Here is a 17,239-nt window from a genome sequence, read left to right as displayed (position 1 = left end):
GTCATTCCCGGCCCGGCGTGATGCCGAGTTTGGTGAGGCGTTCCACGACACGGCTGATCGCGCGCCCCTGGTTGCGATAGGCGACGCCGTCATCGTCCGGCGATTTCACCCATTGGTGGTGTAGCGCGACGACACGCCAGTACTTGTCGAACACGGGGGAGCCCGATGAGCCCGCCTCGGTGTCGGTCCAGTACTGCACCACGTCGTCGTCGGCGTGGCGCACGAGGTTGTGGTGCAGGGCGATCTTCTTCGGCAGGCCGCGGGGGTGCTGGATGATGTAGACGCGGTCGTCCGCTTCGACGGTGGCGGCCCGATAAAGCGGCACGATCGGCACGTCGTCCGGCAGCGGATCGACAGTGGTGATCACGGCGAAGTCGTGCTCCCGCTCGCCGACGATCGACTCGGCATCACACCTGATCACGATGGGCCGCCGCGGCACGCCGGTGCTGTCCACCTCGTAGCGGAATTCGGCTTGGACGGCTCGCGCGCGCCGGCCGCCGTGCCGCCAGTCGTGGAGGACGTGATGGTTCGTCAGCAGGGCGCGCGGGCCGATCCGGAACGCCGTGCCGTGACAGCCCTGGTCGCCGAAGCGCACTGTCATCCGGCAGACAGCGTCCGCCCTCTCTAGGCCCTGCTGAAGAAAGGACACGTCCAGCAGCGTCTCCTCGTCGTCGAAGATCTGCCGCTCGAACCCGCCGAAGTTCGTCCAACGCTTGTCGTCAGGCGTCAGGTCGCCGGGGATCTCGGCGGTGAGGATCGGTTCCGCCGTCGACAGCTCGTCGATGCGGGCGGCCAGGGCGGGCCGCTTTTCGACGATGTCGGCCAGCAGTTGTTTCACCCGAACGTGTGCCGCGGCCTCGTTGAGAACGTCGAACCACAGCCGGTCCGCGGCCTGGTTCCACTGGATGAGTCCTGGGGGCACACCCGCTCCGACCGCGAGGACTTCGATGTCCCGATCCCGGTAGATCGCCGTGCTCAACGCATTCCGCAGTTCCTGCAGGCGCTGATCGGTCCAATCCAGCGGGAAGGAATCCGGGATCGGTGTCATCCGTGGTTTCCGTCCTTCGTCGGTTCGGGGTTTCGGCCGCCTGCCGCCGGGCGGAGTGCTTTCACCATAGCCAGGTGGTCTCCTGGCCTCGTCGCGGGAATCCGGGTTGTCGCAGTCGAACTTTTCGGACGCAGGCCTCCCGCTGTCGTGTTTTCTCCTTTAGACCTGCTCGCCTGAACGGGCAAAGTGTCCAGGTGTCGTTGACGAGTGAGTCCCCGGCTACCTAGCGTCGATGGGCGTGCGTGCTGACGAGGTGGACGTGTTCGTCGAGGTGTCGTCGGAGTTGACGGGGTTCTCCGCGCGGGAATTGCTGGCGACCGGAATGGCCGAGACCTACCACGCCACCGTGTCCGCGAAGACCGGTGCCGTGTACGGGGAGTTCGTGCACGCGTTGCGTACCCCAGGCTGGGATCCCCGCACGGCGGGCGGGTCGGTGCTCGAGTTGGCCCAGGCGGTGACCCGATTGTGGTATCTGGGCGTCTGGCCCGCCTTGTCCGAGGAGGCTCGCGTGTCCGTGGGGATGTCCGCGAGGACGAACCGGCCGTTCGTGGTCTCGCCGCGAGCGTACGCGGAGTCGTTGGTGTGGAAGACTTTCAGCGCCGACCCGCCAGGCACGCGAGCCGCCGGGTTCGGTAGCTGGGGCCGGCCACCGCGAGCCGCGGGTGTCCGGTGAAGCACTACGACGTCGTCGTGGTCGGTGGGGGTTTCGCCGGTTCACTGGTGGCCGGGTCGCTGGGGCGGAACGGCTGGCGAGTGCTGGTCCTGGAGGCCGGCGAGGGCACGTCGGACGACTGGGCGGACCACCATGACGCGGTGCGCGCGTTCCATACCGCGGTCGCCCGGACTCCTCAGTCGCCATATCGGATGACCGAGGCCGCGCCGTCGGCGGATGTGCTCGACCTGTCCGGCGGTTCGGACGGCTTCCGCGCCGATGGCTACCTGGTGCAGCGCGGCCCGCTGCCCTACGCGACCCCGTATGTGCGGGTCAACGGCGGCAGCGGAATGGCGTGGACAGGCCTGGCGCTGCGGATGCATCCGGAGGATTTCCGGTCCGGGGAGTTCGGGCACGGCCGGGACTGGCCGCTCGGATACCACGACCTGGAACCGTTCTACGCCGCGGCGGAAAAGGAGGTCGGGGTCGCCGCCGATGTGACGGAGCAGCGCGACGAGGTCGGGTTGCCCTTCCCGGACGGCTATGTCTTCCCGATGCACGCCCTGCCGTCGAGCCATGTCGACCAGGTCGTGGCCGAAGCGGTCGACGGCAAGGAGGCGCGCGATCCGCACCAGGGAACGGTCCCCTTGCGAGTCGTGGGCACCCCACAGGCACGGAACGGCGTGCCCGACGCGCGCTACGACGACGGCGCCGGGTACACGCCCGACGGACACCGATGCGCCGGGTTCGCCAGTTGCGTGCCGATCTGCCCGGAGCGGGCGAAATACACCCCGCGCCGGACTCAGGCCCGCTGGCCCGCCACTGTCGAGCTGATCACGCGTGCGGTGGTCAACCGCCTGCATCGCACCACCGATGGCCGCGTTTCCCAAGTGGAGTACCAGCTCTACGCCGACCACAGTTCCTCTCGGCACACCACCGAGCTGGTGAAGGCGGATCTGGTGGTGCTGGCCGCGCACGCGATCGAGAACGCCAAGCTGCTGCTCAGTTCCGGGCTGGCCAATCGCAGCGACCAGGTCGGCCGCAATCTCATGGACCATCCTGTGCTGCTCACCTGGGCGTTGACCCCCGAACAGCTCGGCCCCTACCGCGGACCCGGTTCCACCTCCGGTATCGAGGGCTTCCGATTCGGACCGGCGCGCCGGGCACGCGCACCGTACCGGGTGGAGATCGGCAACTGGGGCTGGTCGTGGGCCGTCGGCCCGCCGGATCTGGACCTCGACCGGTTGCTCACCACCGGCGAGCCGTTGTTCGGAAGGCGCTTGCGGGAGACGCTGGCCGACCGCCTAGGCCGTCAGCTCGCCCTGCAGTTCGAGGTCGAGCAACCCGCCGACCCGGCCAACCGGGTCACCATCGACCGGAACCTGTGTGACCGGCTCGGCAACCCGAGGCCGATCATCACCTACGACCTGTCCGACCACGTCAAGCGCGGGATGATCGCCGCCAAGCAAGTGTCCGACCAGATCTTCGCGTTCCTCGGCGCCGAGGACCACACGCGTTTCGAACCCGGTCCCGGAACCCCGGGCTACTTCGAGTTCGACGGTATGCCGTTGGCCTACCGCGGTGCCGGACATGGCGCAGGAACCCATGTCATGGGCGATTCCCCGGCCACCTCGGTGGTCGACCACTGGCAGCGGTGCTGGGATCACCCCGATCTCTACGCGGTCGGCTGCGGCAGCATGCCGTCCCTCGGTACCTCCAACCCGTCGCTCACCATGGCCGCACTCGCCCTGCGCAGCGCCGAACACATGCACCGCCGTCTTACCGCCGCCCGCCGACTCGTCACCACCATGGAGCACACCACATGAGCCTGCCGCTACCACCGGTCGCCGAGCCGTACCTGCTGCCCTTCCACTACGGCGCTTTGCACACCATCGGCATCGACTATCCGGCCGACCCGGGGGCCTGCGCCGAGATCCTCGGCCAGGCGCACCCCCGTCTCGCGGTCGCCGAGTTCGACGGCAAGGCCTGCGTCTCTGTGAACTATCAGCTGTACTTCGCCCAATACCCCAACGGGGGCGGCATAACCCAGGAAATCGAGATCAACATCGTCGGCTACCCGCGCGGCGAACGCCGTCGACTGCCGCGGCTGTCCTATCTGGACTACGCGCGCGGGGTGGACCAGACCAAGCTGCTCGGAATCGGCCGTATCCACGTGCTCTGCGACAACCCCATCGCGATCGATGCCGGCCGCAAGCTCTTCGCCGAACCGAAACACCCGGCGACGTTCACCACGGCCGTGCCCTCGCTCAACGGCCCGGCGACGGACAGCTGGAGTGTCACCTGCCACCAGGACGGTGACGAGCTGTTCGGGTTCACGGCGGTGCTCGAGGACCTCGCCCACGAGCCGGTCCTTCACACCCCGATCACCGGTTACGGGACCGACGGAGAGGGGCGCCTGCTGGCCGGGCCGATGAACGTCCATCACCCGTACCGCCACTACCCGCTCGCCGACGGCACCGCCGACCGCGTGGGGTTCACGATCGCGGACGACGACTCCGTTGTCGGCAAGAACCTCAGAACGCTCGTCGGCGGCACTCCCGCCGCCGGGGTGTGGACTTTCCAATCCATGCCCGTGGCGGCCCATCACCGTCCTTACTACCTGCCATAGGAACCGCTGAGCGCGGTGTCCATCGCCGTGACGATGCCGTCCCAGAAGCGGGCCCTGGCCTGCATCGCCGTGCGGACGGTGCTGACACACTGATCCCATTTGACCTCGTCGTCGCCGCAGAGATCGGCGAGCATTTGCATCGCCATCGGCGTGTGCTCGTCGGCATCGACCTCGATGTGCCGTTCGAGGTAGCCGCGGAACAGTCGAAGGCGGTCTTCCGCCGGTTCGGCGGCGATCACCTTGTCGAACATTTCCGGTATGAGGTCTTCCCGGCTGAAGGCGAACGCGGCGGCTTGGCAATGCACGGGACTTTCGGTGATGATCCGCCAGGTCGCCGAAACGAATTCGGCCGACGGTCGTGGTACGTCGGCGATGGTCAGGGCATCCGGCACGGATTTCCCCGCTCTCAGGGCGTCGAGGAACTCGTCGATGGCCCTGGTGTTCGCGCCGACCTGTGCCATGGCGGCCCGGTAGAGTTCGAAATGGCTGGTGAATCCCGAATCGATCTCGTCGCTCTCTTCGACCAGGACGATGTCGTTGACGAGTCGCCTGCTTGTCGGGTGTCCCCGCGGAATCCAGGGCACATCGACGCAGGTCAGCTGACGTTGCAGGGTTTTCAACAGGGACATGAAATCCCAGACGGCGAACACGTGGTGTTCCATGAAGACGGCGATGTCGGAGGTCGACGTGAAGCTGTCGTATATCCGGTGAGTGGTCACCTCATCGCGTTCGGGCTCGCTCTTGGCCCTGATCATGTCGATTCCGGGGTGGGTGACTTCCCATTCGTAGCGCGACATCGGCTCGCTGCTCCTGTCCTTGAATGATAGTGGTCAATTCCAATCCGAACGTAGTGTCGTTCTCTCCTCGCCGAAATAGCTGATCGACGTCAGTACCCGCCTGGGTGTCGATCTCGTCTGAACGCAGGCATCCTTGATGAGCGGTGTGCTCGTGGGTGATCGGCTCCGCACGGTGGAGTTGCCGGGCACCGGCTCTCCGGCGTACATCGAGTCACTCACAGTACGAAAGCCAGCGGGTGGCAATGTGGACGCCGGTCTGTGCTACGAGGCCGGGGCCATGACATGACGGGCGAGCCCTGCGAGGGCGCGTTCGATGATGATTCGTTCGGCCTGGCGGCGCAGAACGCCGAGTACCTTGACCTTCAGGACCAAGGTCAGCCGGTAGGTCACCAACGTCCCAGCGTCGGTCGCCGTGAGGGTGTAGGAGCCGTCGAGGCTGTGCAGAATCCGGGAGGATTCCAGTGTCCACTGCACCGACCTGTCGCCGTCCCACCGGTATCGCAGGACCTGCTCATCGCGAATCGCGGCGGCGTCGATGTGCATCCGTACCCGGTGTGCCCGGCCGTCGGTGCCGGGTTCGAGGATCTCGCTGTGGATGATCTCAGCCGCCCATCGTGGGTAGGACTCGAAGTCGGCGATCGCCGCCATCACCACCGCCGGTGCCGCGGCGATCGTGATACTCGATCGGGTCTGTTCCTCCGTCGTCACCATGTTGGCCCCTCTTCGTCGTCGCTCATCGTGTCCAGGTGCGGCAGACGATCGTGGCGCACACAGGCGCCATGACGAGGCGGCCGACACGACGCCCGGCCGCAAGATCACCCCAGCGTGTCGAAGGCGGATGACTGAGCGGGCCGGTGAGGACGCGACCTTGCCCACGTTGGCTGTATTCGGTGCGGCAGGCCCCGTAGATTCGGGGGATGGACGTATTCGCGACGGTGTTGCGGAACCGGATCGCCGACGCGGCGAACGCCGAAGCGGCCGCGCGGCAGGCCGGTCGCCCGGACGAAGCAGAGTTGCATGCCGCTCGTCTGGCCGACCTGGTCGATCTCGCCGCAGAGCACGACATCGCCGTGGAGACTCGCACCGACATCGTCGGCTGAATCATTCCTCATACTGATCATGAGGTCGGAGCGAACCTCAGGGCGCTGATTCGGCGAGTTCTCGTTCTGCGGTGTCTGCGTGCGAAATCGGGTCCTGTGGTGCCGGCGTTCGGAGTCCCGGGCCGGCTGGGGTCGGCTGGGCGAGTACACCTTCTTTGCGCCATTTTCGGAGGATGCGACGGCCGTAGTTGTGGGTTCCGGCTACGCGATCGAGATCGGCACCGGACGGTGTCCGCCCACGCTGCTGTTCGGCTAGGTAGTAGTTCCACATCCGTTGTTCGGCGGTCGGTTCAGGTACCGAAGCCGGTTCGGGTGAAGCCTCCGGAAGGTGAGCTGGGAGCGGAGTAGCAGGCTCCTGCTTGAGGGAGGTAGTGGTGGCCGTTTCGGACGTGCTGGTGCGGTGGCGTTTGAGGGCACGGTTGAGGAGTTCGACGGCCAGCAGCAGGGCAAGGGGTGGGCAAGCCGCGACGGCGACCCCGAAGGCGCTGGTCACGGGTGCCGAGGCGACGTTCGCGCACAGTGACAATGAGATTCCGAAGAGGAATGACAATTCCCGCGAAGGTGTCCGCTCCTCCAGCTGATTGCGGCACGAAGCCGTTGCCAACTTGTCGGCCCAACGATTTGCGTGTGGTCCGGCCCATAACAGCGCTGGGGGGTGACAGGGCCTTCGCAGGCCGTTAACTTCCTCCAGTGGCGGAAGTGGTCGGCAGTCCCGACTCGTTCATTACCTGACGGAATCGCCGCGACGGTGGGCTTAACGAGGGGTGCGTTGATCGGGTGTCGCCCATCGCGGCGCTGGCGCCGTCGACGGTCAGCCCACGCCGCGCTAGCAGGAACCAGGCGTTGACAAGTGGGACGCCGACTGCGAATGGAACTTCACCGGTGCCGAGGGGAAGCCCCGAGCGAATCACCCGATCGTGCTATGTCAGGGGCGTAACCGCGCCTGGTGGCTGGACGACTAATGTCACGCTCTAGCCGATCGAGCGAGGGGACGACGTGCACATCAGCCGGGTGCGGATCGAGAACTTCCGCAATTTTCGCCTGCTCGAACTGGATCCGTTCCCACGCAGCGCGGTGTTGGTCGGAGAGAACGGCATCGGGAAGTCGAATCTGCTCCACGCGCTCCGGCTCGTGCTCGACCCGGACCTGCCGGATTCGGCCAGGATGCTGCGGGCGGGAGACGTCTGCGACCAGGCCGAAACCGGGCTGGCGGAGGGGGTCACGGTCCGTATCGACGTCGAGTTCACCGGGATTACCGATCCCGTGGCGACGAGCACGTTCGACGACTGCTTCGTGACGCTCGACCCGCTCACCGCCAGGGTCACCTACCTGTTCCAGCCTGCCGTCGACGTCGATCAGACCACAAGGCCGCTGACCCGCGACGACTACGCGTTCACCATCGTGGGCGGTCCTAGCGGCGATCGCGATGTGCGGAGGATCCGACGTGACGTCTCAGTCGCGGTGGTGCCTGCACTACGGGACGCGGCCGAAGTCCTCTCGCGGTGGCGCGGGTCCCCGCTGATGGACTTGCTAGAGGCGCGGGCGCCCGAGCCCGACGCACTGAAGTCCGCAGCCGCCAAGGTCACCGAGGCGATGGACCTGCTTTCCGCCGACGAAAACATCACGGAAGTGGCCGGCAGTCTTGCTGATCGCCTGAGGACGATGGCCGGACCGAGACTGGACGTCGAGCCGACGCTCGGGTTCGCGTCCAGTGACCCTGAGCGCCTGTTGCGGTCGATTCGTCTGTTCGTGGACTCCGCTCGTTCGCGAAGCGTCGGCGAGACCTCGACAGGTAACGCCAACGTGATCTTCCTCGGCCTTCTTCTGGAGCGGCTGGCGGTTCGGCGGGCGACCGACGTCGTCGTGGACACGGTCTTGGCTGTGGAGGAACCCGAAGCTCATCTGCATCCGGTCCTGCAGCGCCAGTTGTTCCGGTACCTACTGAGCAGTGAGACCGCACTGGTGGTGACTACGCATAGCCCGCACATCGCCGCGGTGACCGGTTTGCCGTCGTTGGTGCTGCTGCGCCGCGATACGGACGGTTCGACGGTGGCGGCCACTGCGGCCGGGGCAGAGCTGACTCCTCGGCAGCAAGCCGACATCGAGCGCTACCTCGACGTCAGCCGGGCGGAACTCCTGTTCTGCACCGCGGCGATCCTCGTCGAGGGCCAGGCGGAGGTCTATCTCGTGCCAGCCCTGGCCCGCGCGCTCGGATTCGATCTCGACGCGTACGGGGTCGTTGTGACCTCCGTGGCGGGCACCGACTTCCTGCCCTACCGCATGCTGCTCGGCACGACGGCACTCGACATCCCGCACGTGATCATCACTGACGGAGATCCGGTGTACGACGGCAAGGAGGTCTTCGCTGGGCTCGCGCGGGCTAAGCGCCTTGTGGGGGAGAGCCGCTCGGAGCAGGAAGTGTTGAGCGAGCGAAAGAGCGTCGCACGGCATGGGGTGTTCGTTGGGGAACGCACCTTGGAGTTCGACATCGCCCCGTTGTTGGCCGAGCAGATGATCGCCGCCCACAAGGACTTCGACACTTCGGACAAGCTGCACACACAGTTCGAGACCGCGGTCAGTTCCCTTGCCGAAGGGCGGGGGACCGACGGGGACAGGGACGAGGTGCTGAGACGGATCGACGCCGTCAGTAAGGGGCGGTACGCGCAGCGCCTCGCGGCGCGAGTGGAGGAGACTGCGCACTGGCCTGGTCTCACCGTGAACACCGGTGACGGGGAAACACTCGCTCTCGAGGAGCTGTTCGACCTCGGCAGCTACGGCTACATGCTGGCCGCGTTGGACCGTGTCCGGCGGCAGGTCGTCGGACACGGTCTCGTCCGACGCCGAGCATGAGCCGGGCACTTGCCACCGAGCTGGCGTCGCTCAACGACGCTCAGCGCAAGGTGGTCGCACATTCCGGGAGCCTTGTCGTCCGGGCAGGCCCGGGTTCGGGCAAGACACGCACCCTGGTCGCCAAGGTGGGTGATCTCCTGGGGGCCCGGATCTCGCCGCGGCAGGGGCTCGCGGCCATCACCTATACGCGGCAGGCGGCACGGGAGATCCGCGTCCGGCTCGACCGGCTCGGTATCCGGCCGGGACGACGGCTCGCCTGCGGCACGGTCCACGGCTGGTGCCTGGCCGCCGTGCTTCGTCCTTACGGGCCGCTGGTGGGAATATCCGCTCCCACGCAGGGGGCCGTCATTGACGACGGCGACGACAAGTGGCTCGCCTTGCTGCAGCGTTCCTTCACTGAAGTCGGCCTGCGGAACCAGGTCGAGTACGAGAAGGCAAAGATCACGAAGCTTCGGCGGGAGATCGCAGCCGGATACGTCGAAGTCGGCGAGGCCAACCCCATGGTCGAGGCGGCTGTGCGCTTCGATGAACATCTGCTGGCCGAGGGCCTGTGGGACTTCGACGCCATGGTCGCCCGCACGCTGGCCATCGTCAGGGATGAGCCCACTGTTGCCCGGCTCGTGGCCGATCGGTACCCGTGGCTGGTCGTGGACGAGTACCAGGACCTCGGCCCCGTTCTGCACGAGCTCGTCCTGACCCTGCACGACGAGGCCGGTGCCGGTGTGGCGGCCTTCGGCGATCCCGACCAGTCCCTGATGGGATTCACCGGAGCGGATCCGCTGTATCTGAACGAACTGACCGAGCTGCCCGGCTTCCGCGATCTGCCTCTCACAGTGAACTACCGGTGTGGGCGGGCGATCGTCGCCGCCAGCGAGGCAGCCCTCAGAGACGAGCGCGGCTATGAAGCCGACCCCCGGCGAGACGATACCGGGACGATCGAGCCGATCGCCGTGACAGGTGGGCTCGAATCGCACGCGGCGGCGGTGATCCGGAAGCTGGAGGAGCTGGTCGCCGCAGGTGTTCCCGAACACCACATCGTGGTCCTGTACCCGCGCAAAGGCCCGCTTCTCGACGACCTCACGGCAGCCCTCGCACAGAGCCGCTTCGAGTATGTCCATGAGCGCGACGAGCGGCTACCCCAAGGCCCGCTTGCCGACTTCCTCCGCGCATGCGCGGCGCGAGCAGTCGCCGGGTACCAGCCGCTCGGGGTAGAGGACACTACTGCGGTGTCGCCGCTGGGCGAACTCTGCGAGGAGTATAAACGGCTACGGGAGAGCAGTGGTCTCGAGCCGCTTCGCGGGCGGTCGGTCGAACGACTGCTCGCTACCTCGCTCAACGACACGGACTCGGCCGATCGCCCGCTCGGTGAGTGGCTCGTCGGGCTGTCGTCGGCAATCAACCTTCCTGCCGTCGCTGCAGGCAGCCCTGCTGCGAAGGACCGGTATGTGCTCAAAGCGTTCTACGAAGTCGCAGAACGGCACAGTCTTACCGTGCGGGACATTGCGACCGGCACGCTCCGGGCTGGCAAGATCACCTTGACCACTTACCATTCTGCGAAGGGACGCGAGTGGCCGGTGGTGATCATGCCGGGACTCGTGGACGGCATCATGCCGCGGCGTCCTTGGGACAAGTGGTCGCGGACCTTCGCCGAGCCTTCACCACCGGATCTCGCGCAGGACCGCCGCTCCTTCTATGTCGGGCTGACCCGCGCGAAGGATGCGGTCGTCATGATCACCGGCACGTACTGGGTTTCGCGACGTGACAGGCCGCCGAACTTCTACGGCGTCTCGAGGTTCGCGGAGGACGTCCTGACCCACATCGACCGCGTGGAGAAACAGGAAGACGGTGACCGGGGTGGTTACCGGAGCCTGGAGTGATTTGGGCTGGCGTGTCCCGCAGTACGGACGCGAGCTGATCGTGGGTCGAGGATCGAGACTCCAGTCAGCCTGTCTTCACGTCAGGTGGGTAGCTTCACGCTGGACATATTCGATCTTGTCGCCCGCGTCCGCTACGAAGGATGCGTCTTCCGCTCGCCATTTCCGAAGGATGCGCCGGCCATAGTTGTGGGTACCCGCGACACGGTCGAGGTCTGCGCCAGATGGTGTTCGTCCACACTTCCGTTCAGATATGTAGAAGTTCCTCATCCGCTGCTCGGCGGTTGGTTCGGTCGAGGGATCAGGTTCGGTTGGAGCCTCCGGAAAGTGAGTCGCGGGTGAAGGAGCGGGCTCCTTATCGAGCGAGGTGTTGGTCGATGGCTCGGACGTGCTGGTGCGGTGGCGTTTGAGGGCACGGTTGAGGAGTTCGACGGCGAGCAGCAGGGCAAGGGGCGGACAAGCGGCGACGGCGACGCCGAAGGCGCTCGTTACTGGAGCCGAGGCGATGTTCGCGCAGAGGGACAGTGAGATGCCGAATATGAACGCGGACCAGGCTGCCCAGCGGCTCGAGCCGTCGCGGCTCGGCTTCCAGAGTTCGACGGTGGCCATGGTGAGGAGGCCATCCACGATGAGCGGCCAGATGGAGGCGGTCATGGTGTCGCTGCCGAAGCGGAGGGCGAATTGGCGTCCGTGGATGTAGGAGGCGTAGGCGGCGCCGAGGGCGACAAGGGCAGTGCAGGCGCATTGGATGCGGAGGGAAAGGTTGCTCACGCGACGCCTCCGGAACGGCGGCGGCCGAGCCGAGGAACCTCGACGGTGGCGGAAAGTCGCAGCTCAGGGGCTATGTCAGCCTGGGTGGAAGCTGCTCGTACCTCGTCGGGGGTACGTACAGCTACCACGCGAAAAGCGCCGATCGATTTCGATCGGCGCTTTTTGCTGTTTCGGGAGCCGACATGGCGTCGGTGATCCACTCTTTTCATTTCGCTATCGCGGTCACATGATCTGGAAGAAAGTGGGTGGCCGACGTCTCGACGTCCTCTTCGTCGAGTTGGGCATCTCGGCTTGAACGGTGTTCTTTCGCAGCCGGCTCGGCGTGGCTCTGCCTCAGCGCTGTCGTCCACAGTGGCCAAATCGGCTTCCGGAATGGACGTACGGTCAGCGGTTCGCCGACCTTGCCGCGCCGGCCGGTTCGGGAGCGGAAGCTCCATCGCGACAGGAATTCAGTGGCGTTTGGGCCCCGGTCGCGGTTTCGGGCGGGGTGCACGGGCCCGGATGGCGTTGAGGTCGGCTGTCCCGTCCGCCACGGTTCTGGTGAGATCCGACAAACGCACGTTGTGCGAGCGGGCATGGTCGCGCAGCGCGGTGAAGGCGTCCTGCATGTTCAATCCCGCATGTGCCGAGAGCACCCCTTTGGCCTGTTCGATGATGACGCGGCTGTTCAGCGCGGTCTGTAGTTGTTCGGAGAGGATCGAGCTGTCGTGGACCGCCCGCTGTTGCAGCAGGCCGATGGTGGCGACGTCGGCAAGGGCCTGGCCGAGCAGCACACTGGTGTCGTCAACCCCGTCGCTGTGGGTGTCGAGCATGTTCAGCGACCCGATCACGGTGTGGCGTAACCGCATGGGCACCGCGTAGGCCGCCTGGAAGCCGGCCGCGCGGGCAGCGGGCCCGAACCGTGGCCACCTGGCGCCCTCGTCGGCCAGGTTCGCACTCGAGACCGGCAGGCCGGTGCGCACGCAGTCCAGGCACGGACCGTCATCGGACTGCACGGCGAACAGTTCGAGCAGGCGGGCCTGCTCGGAGGAGGCGGCCGCCATGGTCAGCTTGCCCTTCTGGTCGGACAGCACGACACCCGCCGCGGCGATGTCCAGCAGTTCCACACAGCGCTCGACAAGACTGTTCAGGAACTCCAACATGTCGAATTCATCGACGAGCGTGTCCGCCAGTTCCACGAACACCCGCGCCAGCCGTCGTTCGTGCCGGTCGCTCATCACCGCTCACTTCCTTCACCGTTGCCGCGCCGCTTGTAAGTCATTCTTCTTCCAGGAACAGTTCGCGATTCACGATCCGCTGGGCCACCACCGCGACCGGTATGTCGTTGGCATACGCGTAGCCCCGGATGCGCAAGAGCGCGGCCTCCATCGTGATGCCGAGGTCGTACTTCACCATCCCAGACGCTTGGTGGACCTCGGCGTGAATGTCGGTGATCCAGCCTAGATCGTTGTGGGCGCGCCCCGCGGTCTCGGACAGGACCGCTTCGAAGGTCATTTCGGCCAGAACCAGCGCGGCGGCTATCTGCCGTGAACTCAGTTGCCCGGCAGTGGTGCGGTAGCAATCCAACGATCCCAGCCGGATGGTGCCCAGCGACAGGGGGAACGCGAATACCGCCGCCGCCCCGGCGGCCTGGGCGCCGGAAGTGAAGGCGGGCCACCGTGATGCCGTCGCCGTCAGGTCGGGCGCCAGTATCGCGGTGCCGGAGACGACCGCCTCCAGGCCGGGGCCTTCTCCCACGGTGAACTGCAATCCCTCCAGACGGGTGGCGATCGCGTCGGTGGCACGAACCAGGCGCTGCTGTGTGGCCAGGGTGCCTGTCTGCGCGATCAGGGTCACCCAGACCCCGGAGACGGCCAGTTCCGCCACGGCCAGCGCGCAGATCTCGGCGACGGCCGAGGAGTCGCCGTCGCCGTTCGCCGCCAGCAACGACCGCAGCCGTTGCCGTTGATCCTCGGTCAACAGCGGCCCCTTTCGTGATCACTTCCGGAAACGCCTTGACCGTCTGATGACCCGAGTCTGTAGACATTACCCCCGTCATGCGCGACCGGCTTGGACAATGTGGGTGAGCCGGACCGTCGTGCAGGTCCGGGCACCGCGACTAATCGTTCTGAGGCGGCGCGTCGGCCGAGGGGCCTGCCGTCGCCGGAGGCCGGGTGGTCAGACTTCGCACTCCTGAGCTGAAGACGGCGACGAGAGGGACAGCGAGCAGGGCGCCGACGATGCCCGCGGTGACGAGTCCGGTCGCGAGGGCGAGGACGACGGCCAGCGGGTGCAGCCGGACGGCCCGGCCGAGCAGCAGGGGTTGCAGGACGTGGCTTTCGACCTGCATGACGGCGATCACCACGGCGAGCACGATCACGGCTGCCAAGGTGCCTTTGGCGACCAACGCGACGAGGACGGCGGCCGCGCCGGCGATCACCGATCCGATGACCGGTACGAACGCGCCGAGGAAGACGAGTGTGCTCAACGGTGCCGCCAGGGGGACGCCGATGATGAGCAACCCCAGTCCGATGCCCGCGGCGTCGACGAAGGCGACGGCCGCGGTGCCGCGGATGTAGTGCGTGAGGGTGGTGAATCCGCTGCGCCCGGCGACGTCGGCGCGGTGGCGGATCCGGGCCGGAACGGCGCGCAGCACGAACGCCCAGATCCTGGTGCCCTGGGCGAGGAAGAAGATTAGGCAGAAAACGACGAGCAGTAATTCGACGAGCAGCTCTCCCACGGTCACCGCCGTGGTGAGCGCGCCCGAGGCGATCGCCGATTTGTTCCGGTCGAGCATGGAGGTCAGGTTCGCGAGCATCGCGTCGAGCTGCCCCTGGCTCAGCCGCAGTGGGCCGGTGCGGAGCCAGGCGTGCAGGTCCGTCACGCTCGCGGTGATCTGATCGATCAGTTCGGGCATGCCCACGGTGATGGTGATGACCACGAACGTGACCACCGCGCCTGCCAGTGCGATTCCGGTGACCAGCACGATCGCGGTGGCGAGCCCGCGCGGGACCTTCTTGCGTTCCAGCCAGGAAACGGCGGGCGCGAACAGTCCGGCCAGTAGCAGGGCTATGGCGACTGGGACCAGCACCGGCGCCAGTCTGACGGCCAGGAACCCCACGACCGCGAGGGCGCCCGCGACGACCAGCAGGCGCCAGCTGGCGGCGGCTGCCACGCGGAGGCCGTAGGGCACCATGGACAGGACCTTGTCGGGAGTACCGATGTCGTTCGGCACGGGCTGATCGGCCGTCATGAGCGTCCACCTGTCAGGGGTCACAACCTGTCCGGCAAAAAGCGTGGTAAGCCAAGCGTGCCCTGGACGCGGCCGGGCCGCCAGACCGAAGCCGCGTGACGTTCGGTTTCACGAGCGGGGAATCGCTGTTCTGTCACGGTTCCTCGGCTGAACCCTTTATGGTCGTGGAATACGACAGGAAACCGGGAATACCCGAGAAGTGAAACCCGATTTCCGTGGAGCGCGGGTGTACAGTCGAAGATGATCGAGAATATTCCGCGCGTCGGGGTTCGAGCCGATATCGCCTTCGCTTGATCGCCACGCCGGCCTTCATGGCCGGGGACCGGAGCATCATATGCCGCTGAATTCGCCCGTTGAATCCCTTGTCCCGACGGTCGCCGAACGGCTCAGGCTCAAACCGGCCAACTCGGAGAGCGGCTTCGTCGACGGCGCCTGGTGGCCGCGGTCGCGTGATCTGGTGGCGGAAGTGCCCGAACTCGCCACCGCGCTCGCCGCCTGGACCGGCCCGGTTTGGCGCGTGGCGTTCTCCCCGGCGGGCTGGACGGTCACGGTCAGCGAACTGATTTACCAAGGCCGCTTGATCCGGTTGGAGGGAATCAGCTCGCAGAACGTCCATCTCGTGCACGCGACCGGTGGGAGCATGCGCCGGGTCACGCTCCTGGTCGTGCCACCGCACGCGGACCCCGCCGCCGCCGAGCGGGCGTTGGCGGCGGCCTCCGGGCAGAACAACGTGACCAGCCCGGAGCTACTCCTCGACGAGTCGGGCGCGCTGAGCGGCCAGGCGGTGTCGACGTCCCGCGAAAGCGACGTGTCCCGCTGGGAATCCGAAGGCGGATGCGGTGGCAAGGCTTCCGCGCGGGAGTGACGTGGTGAGGCGACCGACCGTTCCTAGAGCTTGACCGGCGGAGCTTGATTAAGAGCCGCCAAGATGCCTGGCACCAGGGGGTTTGAGTCGTTCTTGCGCCAAGCGACAGCGACTCGTGTGCGCACGGTATCGGGATCGATCCTGCGGAAGGCAACGCCTTTGAGGCGGATCCGGCGGATGCTCTCCGGCGCCAGGGACACGCCCAGGCCGGTTTCCACCAAGGCGCAGACGGTCTGCCATTCCACGGCGTGCTGAGCCACCTGGGGGGTGAACCCCGCGGTGACGCAGAGATCGGCGATCTGGTCGTACAGCGGCGGACCGACGGCACGAGGCAGGAGCACGAAGGGACAGTCCGCCAACTGCACTACCCGGACGACTCGTTGTGCCGCGAGCGGATGCGAGGTGGACAAGACGGCCACGAACGGTTCGGTCAGCACGGTCCCGAAATCGAGTTCCGCGTCATCGGCGGGTGGCTCCCGCACCAGGCCGATGTCGATCGTCCGTTCGCGCAGGGCGGCCAGCTGCGGAGTGGTGGTCATCTCCTGGATGTCCAGTTCCACAGCGGGAAATCGTTCCCGGAAGGTGCGCAGCAGGCTGGGGAGGACGGTGAGCGCGAGGGAAGCGGCGAAGCCGATCCGCAGGCGGCCGGCCCTGCCGCTGCCGGCTTCGCGGGCCGCGGTCAGCCCCTCTGCGAGGCGGGTGAGGGCCTGCTGGGCGGCGGGCAGGAGTTCCCGCCCCGCCGGGGTGAGGCTGACGCGTCCGGGTTCGCGGCTGAACAGCGGGTGGCCGACCTTGTCCTCCAGGCGGCGGATCTGCTGGCTCAGCGGAGGCTGGGCGATGCCGAGCCGGGTGGCGGCGCGACCGAAGTGGAGTTCCTCGGCGAGTACGACGAAGGCATGCAGCTGCGGCAGAGGAAGTTCCGGGCGGCCCATATGCCTGAAGATATCACTCAGCGCCCGAAGGCGTATTAGACGTATAGGTGCTGCTCACTTACTGTTCGGCGCATGACACAGCGACATTCCGTCCTCAGCGGCTCGACGTTCGAGGAACAGATCGGCTATGCCCGCGCGGTGATCGACGGCGACTGGGTTCATGTGTCCGGGACGACCGGATTCGACTACACCACCATGACGATCTCCGACGACGTGGTGGAGCAGGCCGAGCAAAGCCTGCGCAACATCGAGGCCGCCCTGACCGAAGCGAAGTGCACCTTCGCCGACGTGGTTCGGGTGCGTTATCTGCTGCCCGACCGCGCCGACTTCGAACCCTGCTGGCCGGCGCTGCGTCGCGCGTTCGGCGAGGTTCGACCGGCCGCCACCATGCTCATGTGCGGCCTCGCCGATCCTCGGATGAAGATTGAGATCGAGGTGTACGCCCGGCGGAACCCCGCGTGACCATCAGCCTCATCCGACCAGGAGGTT

Annotated in this window: 16 protein-coding genes; 8 read left to right on the top strand and 8 right to left on the bottom strand. The window is 66.6% G+C overall.

Annotated elements, in window-relative coordinates:
- Position 1: 1 nt before the first annotated feature.
- Positions 2-1,048: a trypsin-like peptidase domain-containing protein gene (locus SD37_RS30515; protein WP_044855554.1), complete on the bottom strand. Its 1,047-nt coding sequence runs from the start codon at positions 1,046-1,048 to the stop codon at positions 2-4.
- A 238-nt stretch (positions 1,049-1,286) separates the two neighbouring features.
- On the opposite strand from SD37_RS30515, the gene SD37_RS30510 reads away from it, so the two are divergent.
- From SD37_RS30510 to SD37_RS30500, 3 genes are read left to right on the top strand one after another with little or no spacing between them, the layout of a single operon-like run.
- Positions 1,287-1,721: a hypothetical protein gene (locus tag SD37_RS30510; protein ID WP_145926768.1), complete on the top strand. Its 435-nt coding sequence runs from the start codon at positions 1,287-1,289 to the stop codon at positions 1,719-1,721.
- Positions 1,718-3,526, top strand: a complete 1,809-nt coding sequence (locus tag SD37_RS30505) for a GMC family oxidoreductase (RefSeq protein ID WP_044855552.1) — start codon at positions 1,718-1,720, stop codon at positions 3,524-3,526. The genes SD37_RS30510 and SD37_RS30505 overlap by 4 nt, the downstream gene beginning before the upstream one ends.
- Positions 3,523-4,329 (top strand): hypothetical protein, encoded by an 807-nt coding sequence (locus SD37_RS30500; protein WP_044855551.1) that lies wholly within the window; start codon positions 3,523-3,525, stop codon positions 4,327-4,329. The genes SD37_RS30505 and SD37_RS30500 overlap by 4 nt, the downstream gene beginning before the upstream one ends.
- Here SD37_RS30500 and SD37_RS30495 read toward each other — a convergent pair.
- Entirely contained in the window at positions 4,317-5,126 is an 810-nt protein-coding gene (locus tag SD37_RS30495) for a DUF3050 domain-containing protein (protein WP_044855550.1), read from the bottom strand. The genes SD37_RS30500 and SD37_RS30495 overlap by 13 nt on opposite strands.
- 261 nt (positions 5,127-5,387) lie before the next feature.
- Positions 5,388-5,837 (bottom strand): SRPBCC family protein, encoded by a 450-nt coding sequence (locus tag SD37_RS30490; protein WP_044855549.1) that lies wholly within the window; start codon positions 5,835-5,837, stop codon positions 5,388-5,390.
- A gap of 206 nt (positions 5,838-6,043) precedes the next feature.
- On the opposite strand from SD37_RS30490, the gene SD37_RS30485 reads away from it, so the two are divergent.
- From SD37_RS30485 to SD37_RS30475, 3 genes are all read left to right on the top strand, one after another.
- Positions 6,044-6,226: a hypothetical protein gene (locus tag SD37_RS30485; RefSeq protein WP_044855548.1), complete on the top strand. Its 183-nt coding sequence runs from the start codon at positions 6,044-6,046 to the stop codon at positions 6,224-6,226.
- A gap of 996 nt (positions 6,227-7,222) precedes the next feature.
- Complete coding sequence (locus SD37_RS30480; protein WP_052675129.1) at positions 7,223-9,076, top strand: ATP-dependent nuclease; 1,854 nt, start codon at positions 7,223-7,225, stop codon at positions 9,074-9,076.
- Complete coding sequence (locus tag SD37_RS30475; protein ID WP_044855547.1) at positions 9,073-10,953, top strand: ATP-dependent helicase; 1,881 nt, start codon at positions 9,073-9,075, stop codon at positions 10,951-10,953. Before SD37_RS30480 ends, SD37_RS30475 begins: the two co-directional genes overlap by 4 nt.
- 75 nt (positions 10,954-11,028) lie before the next feature.
- On the opposite strand, the gene SD37_RS42205 is transcribed toward SD37_RS30475, so the two are convergent.
- From SD37_RS42205 to SD37_RS30455, 4 genes are all read right to left on the bottom strand, one after another.
- The gene (locus SD37_RS42205) at positions 11,029-11,721 is read right to left on the bottom strand and encodes a DUF2637 domain-containing protein (protein ID WP_083255123.1); all 693 of its coding nucleotides are present in this window, start codon (positions 11,719-11,721) and stop codon (positions 11,029-11,031) included.
- 449 nt (positions 11,722-12,170) lie between these two features.
- Complete coding sequence (locus SD37_RS30465) at positions 12,171-12,938, bottom strand: GAF and ANTAR domain-containing protein (protein ID WP_044855545.1); 768 nt, start codon at positions 12,936-12,938, stop codon at positions 12,171-12,173.
- A 40-nt stretch (positions 12,939-12,978) separates the two neighbouring features.
- Positions 12,979-13,680 carry a hypothetical protein gene (locus SD37_RS30460; protein WP_044855544.1) on the bottom strand — a complete coding sequence of 234 codons (702 nt, stop codon included), beginning with the start codon at positions 13,678-13,680 and terminating at the stop codon, positions 12,979-12,981.
- Between the two features lie 139 nt (positions 13,681-13,819).
- Positions 13,820-14,953, bottom strand: coding sequence for an AI-2E family transporter (locus SD37_RS30455; RefSeq protein ID WP_044855543.1), 1,134 nt, complete (start codon positions 14,951-14,953; stop codon positions 13,820-13,822).
- Between the two features lie 334 nt (positions 14,954-15,287).
- On the opposite strand from SD37_RS30455, the gene SD37_RS30450 reads away from it, so the two are divergent.
- On the top strand, positions 15,288-15,818 hold the full coding sequence (locus SD37_RS30450; RefSeq protein ID WP_044855542.1) for a DUF5994 family protein: 531 nt from the start codon (positions 15,288-15,290) through the stop codon (positions 15,816-15,818).
- A 23-nt stretch (positions 15,819-15,841) separates the two neighbouring features.
- Here the strand turns inward: SD37_RS30450 and SD37_RS30445 are convergent, their stop codons facing one another.
- Entirely contained in the window at positions 15,842-16,750 is a 909-nt protein-coding gene (locus tag SD37_RS30445) for a LysR family transcriptional regulator (RefSeq protein WP_044855541.1), read from the bottom strand.
- Positions 16,751-16,822: 72 nt separating this feature from the next.
- Here SD37_RS30445 and SD37_RS30440 point away from each other — a divergent pair, with 72 nt between their 5' ends.
- Entirely contained in the window at positions 16,823-17,212 is a 390-nt protein-coding gene (locus SD37_RS30440; protein ID WP_044855540.1) for a RidA family protein, read from the top strand.
- Positions 17,213-17,239 lie beyond the last annotated feature (27 nt).

The sequence above is a fragment of the Amycolatopsis orientalis genome (assembly GCF_000943515.2).
In the GTDB taxonomy this organism is placed as follows: Bacteria; Actinomycetota; Actinomycetes; order Mycobacteriales; family Pseudonocardiaceae; genus Amycolatopsis; species Amycolatopsis orientalis.
This window is presented reverse-complemented; position numbering and strand designations above follow the sequence as displayed.

Coding starts and splice junctions, on each gene's coding strand:
- SD37_RS30490 (WP_044855549.1), bottom strand. CDS start 5,837: ATGGTGACGACGGAGGAACAGACCCGATCGAGTATCACGATCGCCGCG.
- SD37_RS30445 (WP_044855541.1), bottom strand. CDS start 16,750: ATGGGCCGCCCGGAACTTCCTCTGCCGCAGCTGCATGCCTTCGTCGTA.
- SD37_RS30465 (WP_044855545.1), bottom strand. CDS start 12,938: ATGAGCGACCGGCACGAACGACGGCTGGCGCGGGTGTTCGTGGAACTG.
- SD37_RS30440 (WP_044855540.1), top strand. CDS start 16,823: ATGACACAGCGACATTCCGTCCTCAGCGGCTCGACGTTCGAGGAACAG.
- SD37_RS30495 (WP_044855550.1), bottom strand. CDS start 5,126: ATGTCGCGCTACGAATGGGAAGTCACCCACCCCGGAATCGACATGATC.
- SD37_RS30475 (WP_044855547.1), top strand. CDS start 9,073: ATGAGCCGGGCACTTGCCACCGAGCTGGCGTCGCTCAACGACGCTCAG.
- SD37_RS30450 (WP_044855542.1), top strand. CDS start 15,288: ATGCCGCTGAATTCGCCCGTTGAATCCCTTGTCCCGACGGTCGCCGAA.
- SD37_RS30485 (WP_044855548.1), top strand. CDS start 6,044: ATGGACGTATTCGCGACGGTGTTGCGGAACCGGATCGCCGACGCGGCG.
- SD37_RS30515 (WP_044855554.1), bottom strand. CDS start 1,048: ATGACACCGATCCCGGATTCCTTCCCGCTGGATTGGACCGATCAGCGC.
- SD37_RS30500 (WP_044855551.1), top strand. CDS start 3,523: ATGAGCCTGCCGCTACCACCGGTCGCCGAGCCGTACCTGCTGCCCTTC.
- SD37_RS30455 (WP_044855543.1), bottom strand. CDS start 14,953: ATGACGGCCGATCAGCCCGTGCCGAACGACATCGGTACTCCCGACAAG.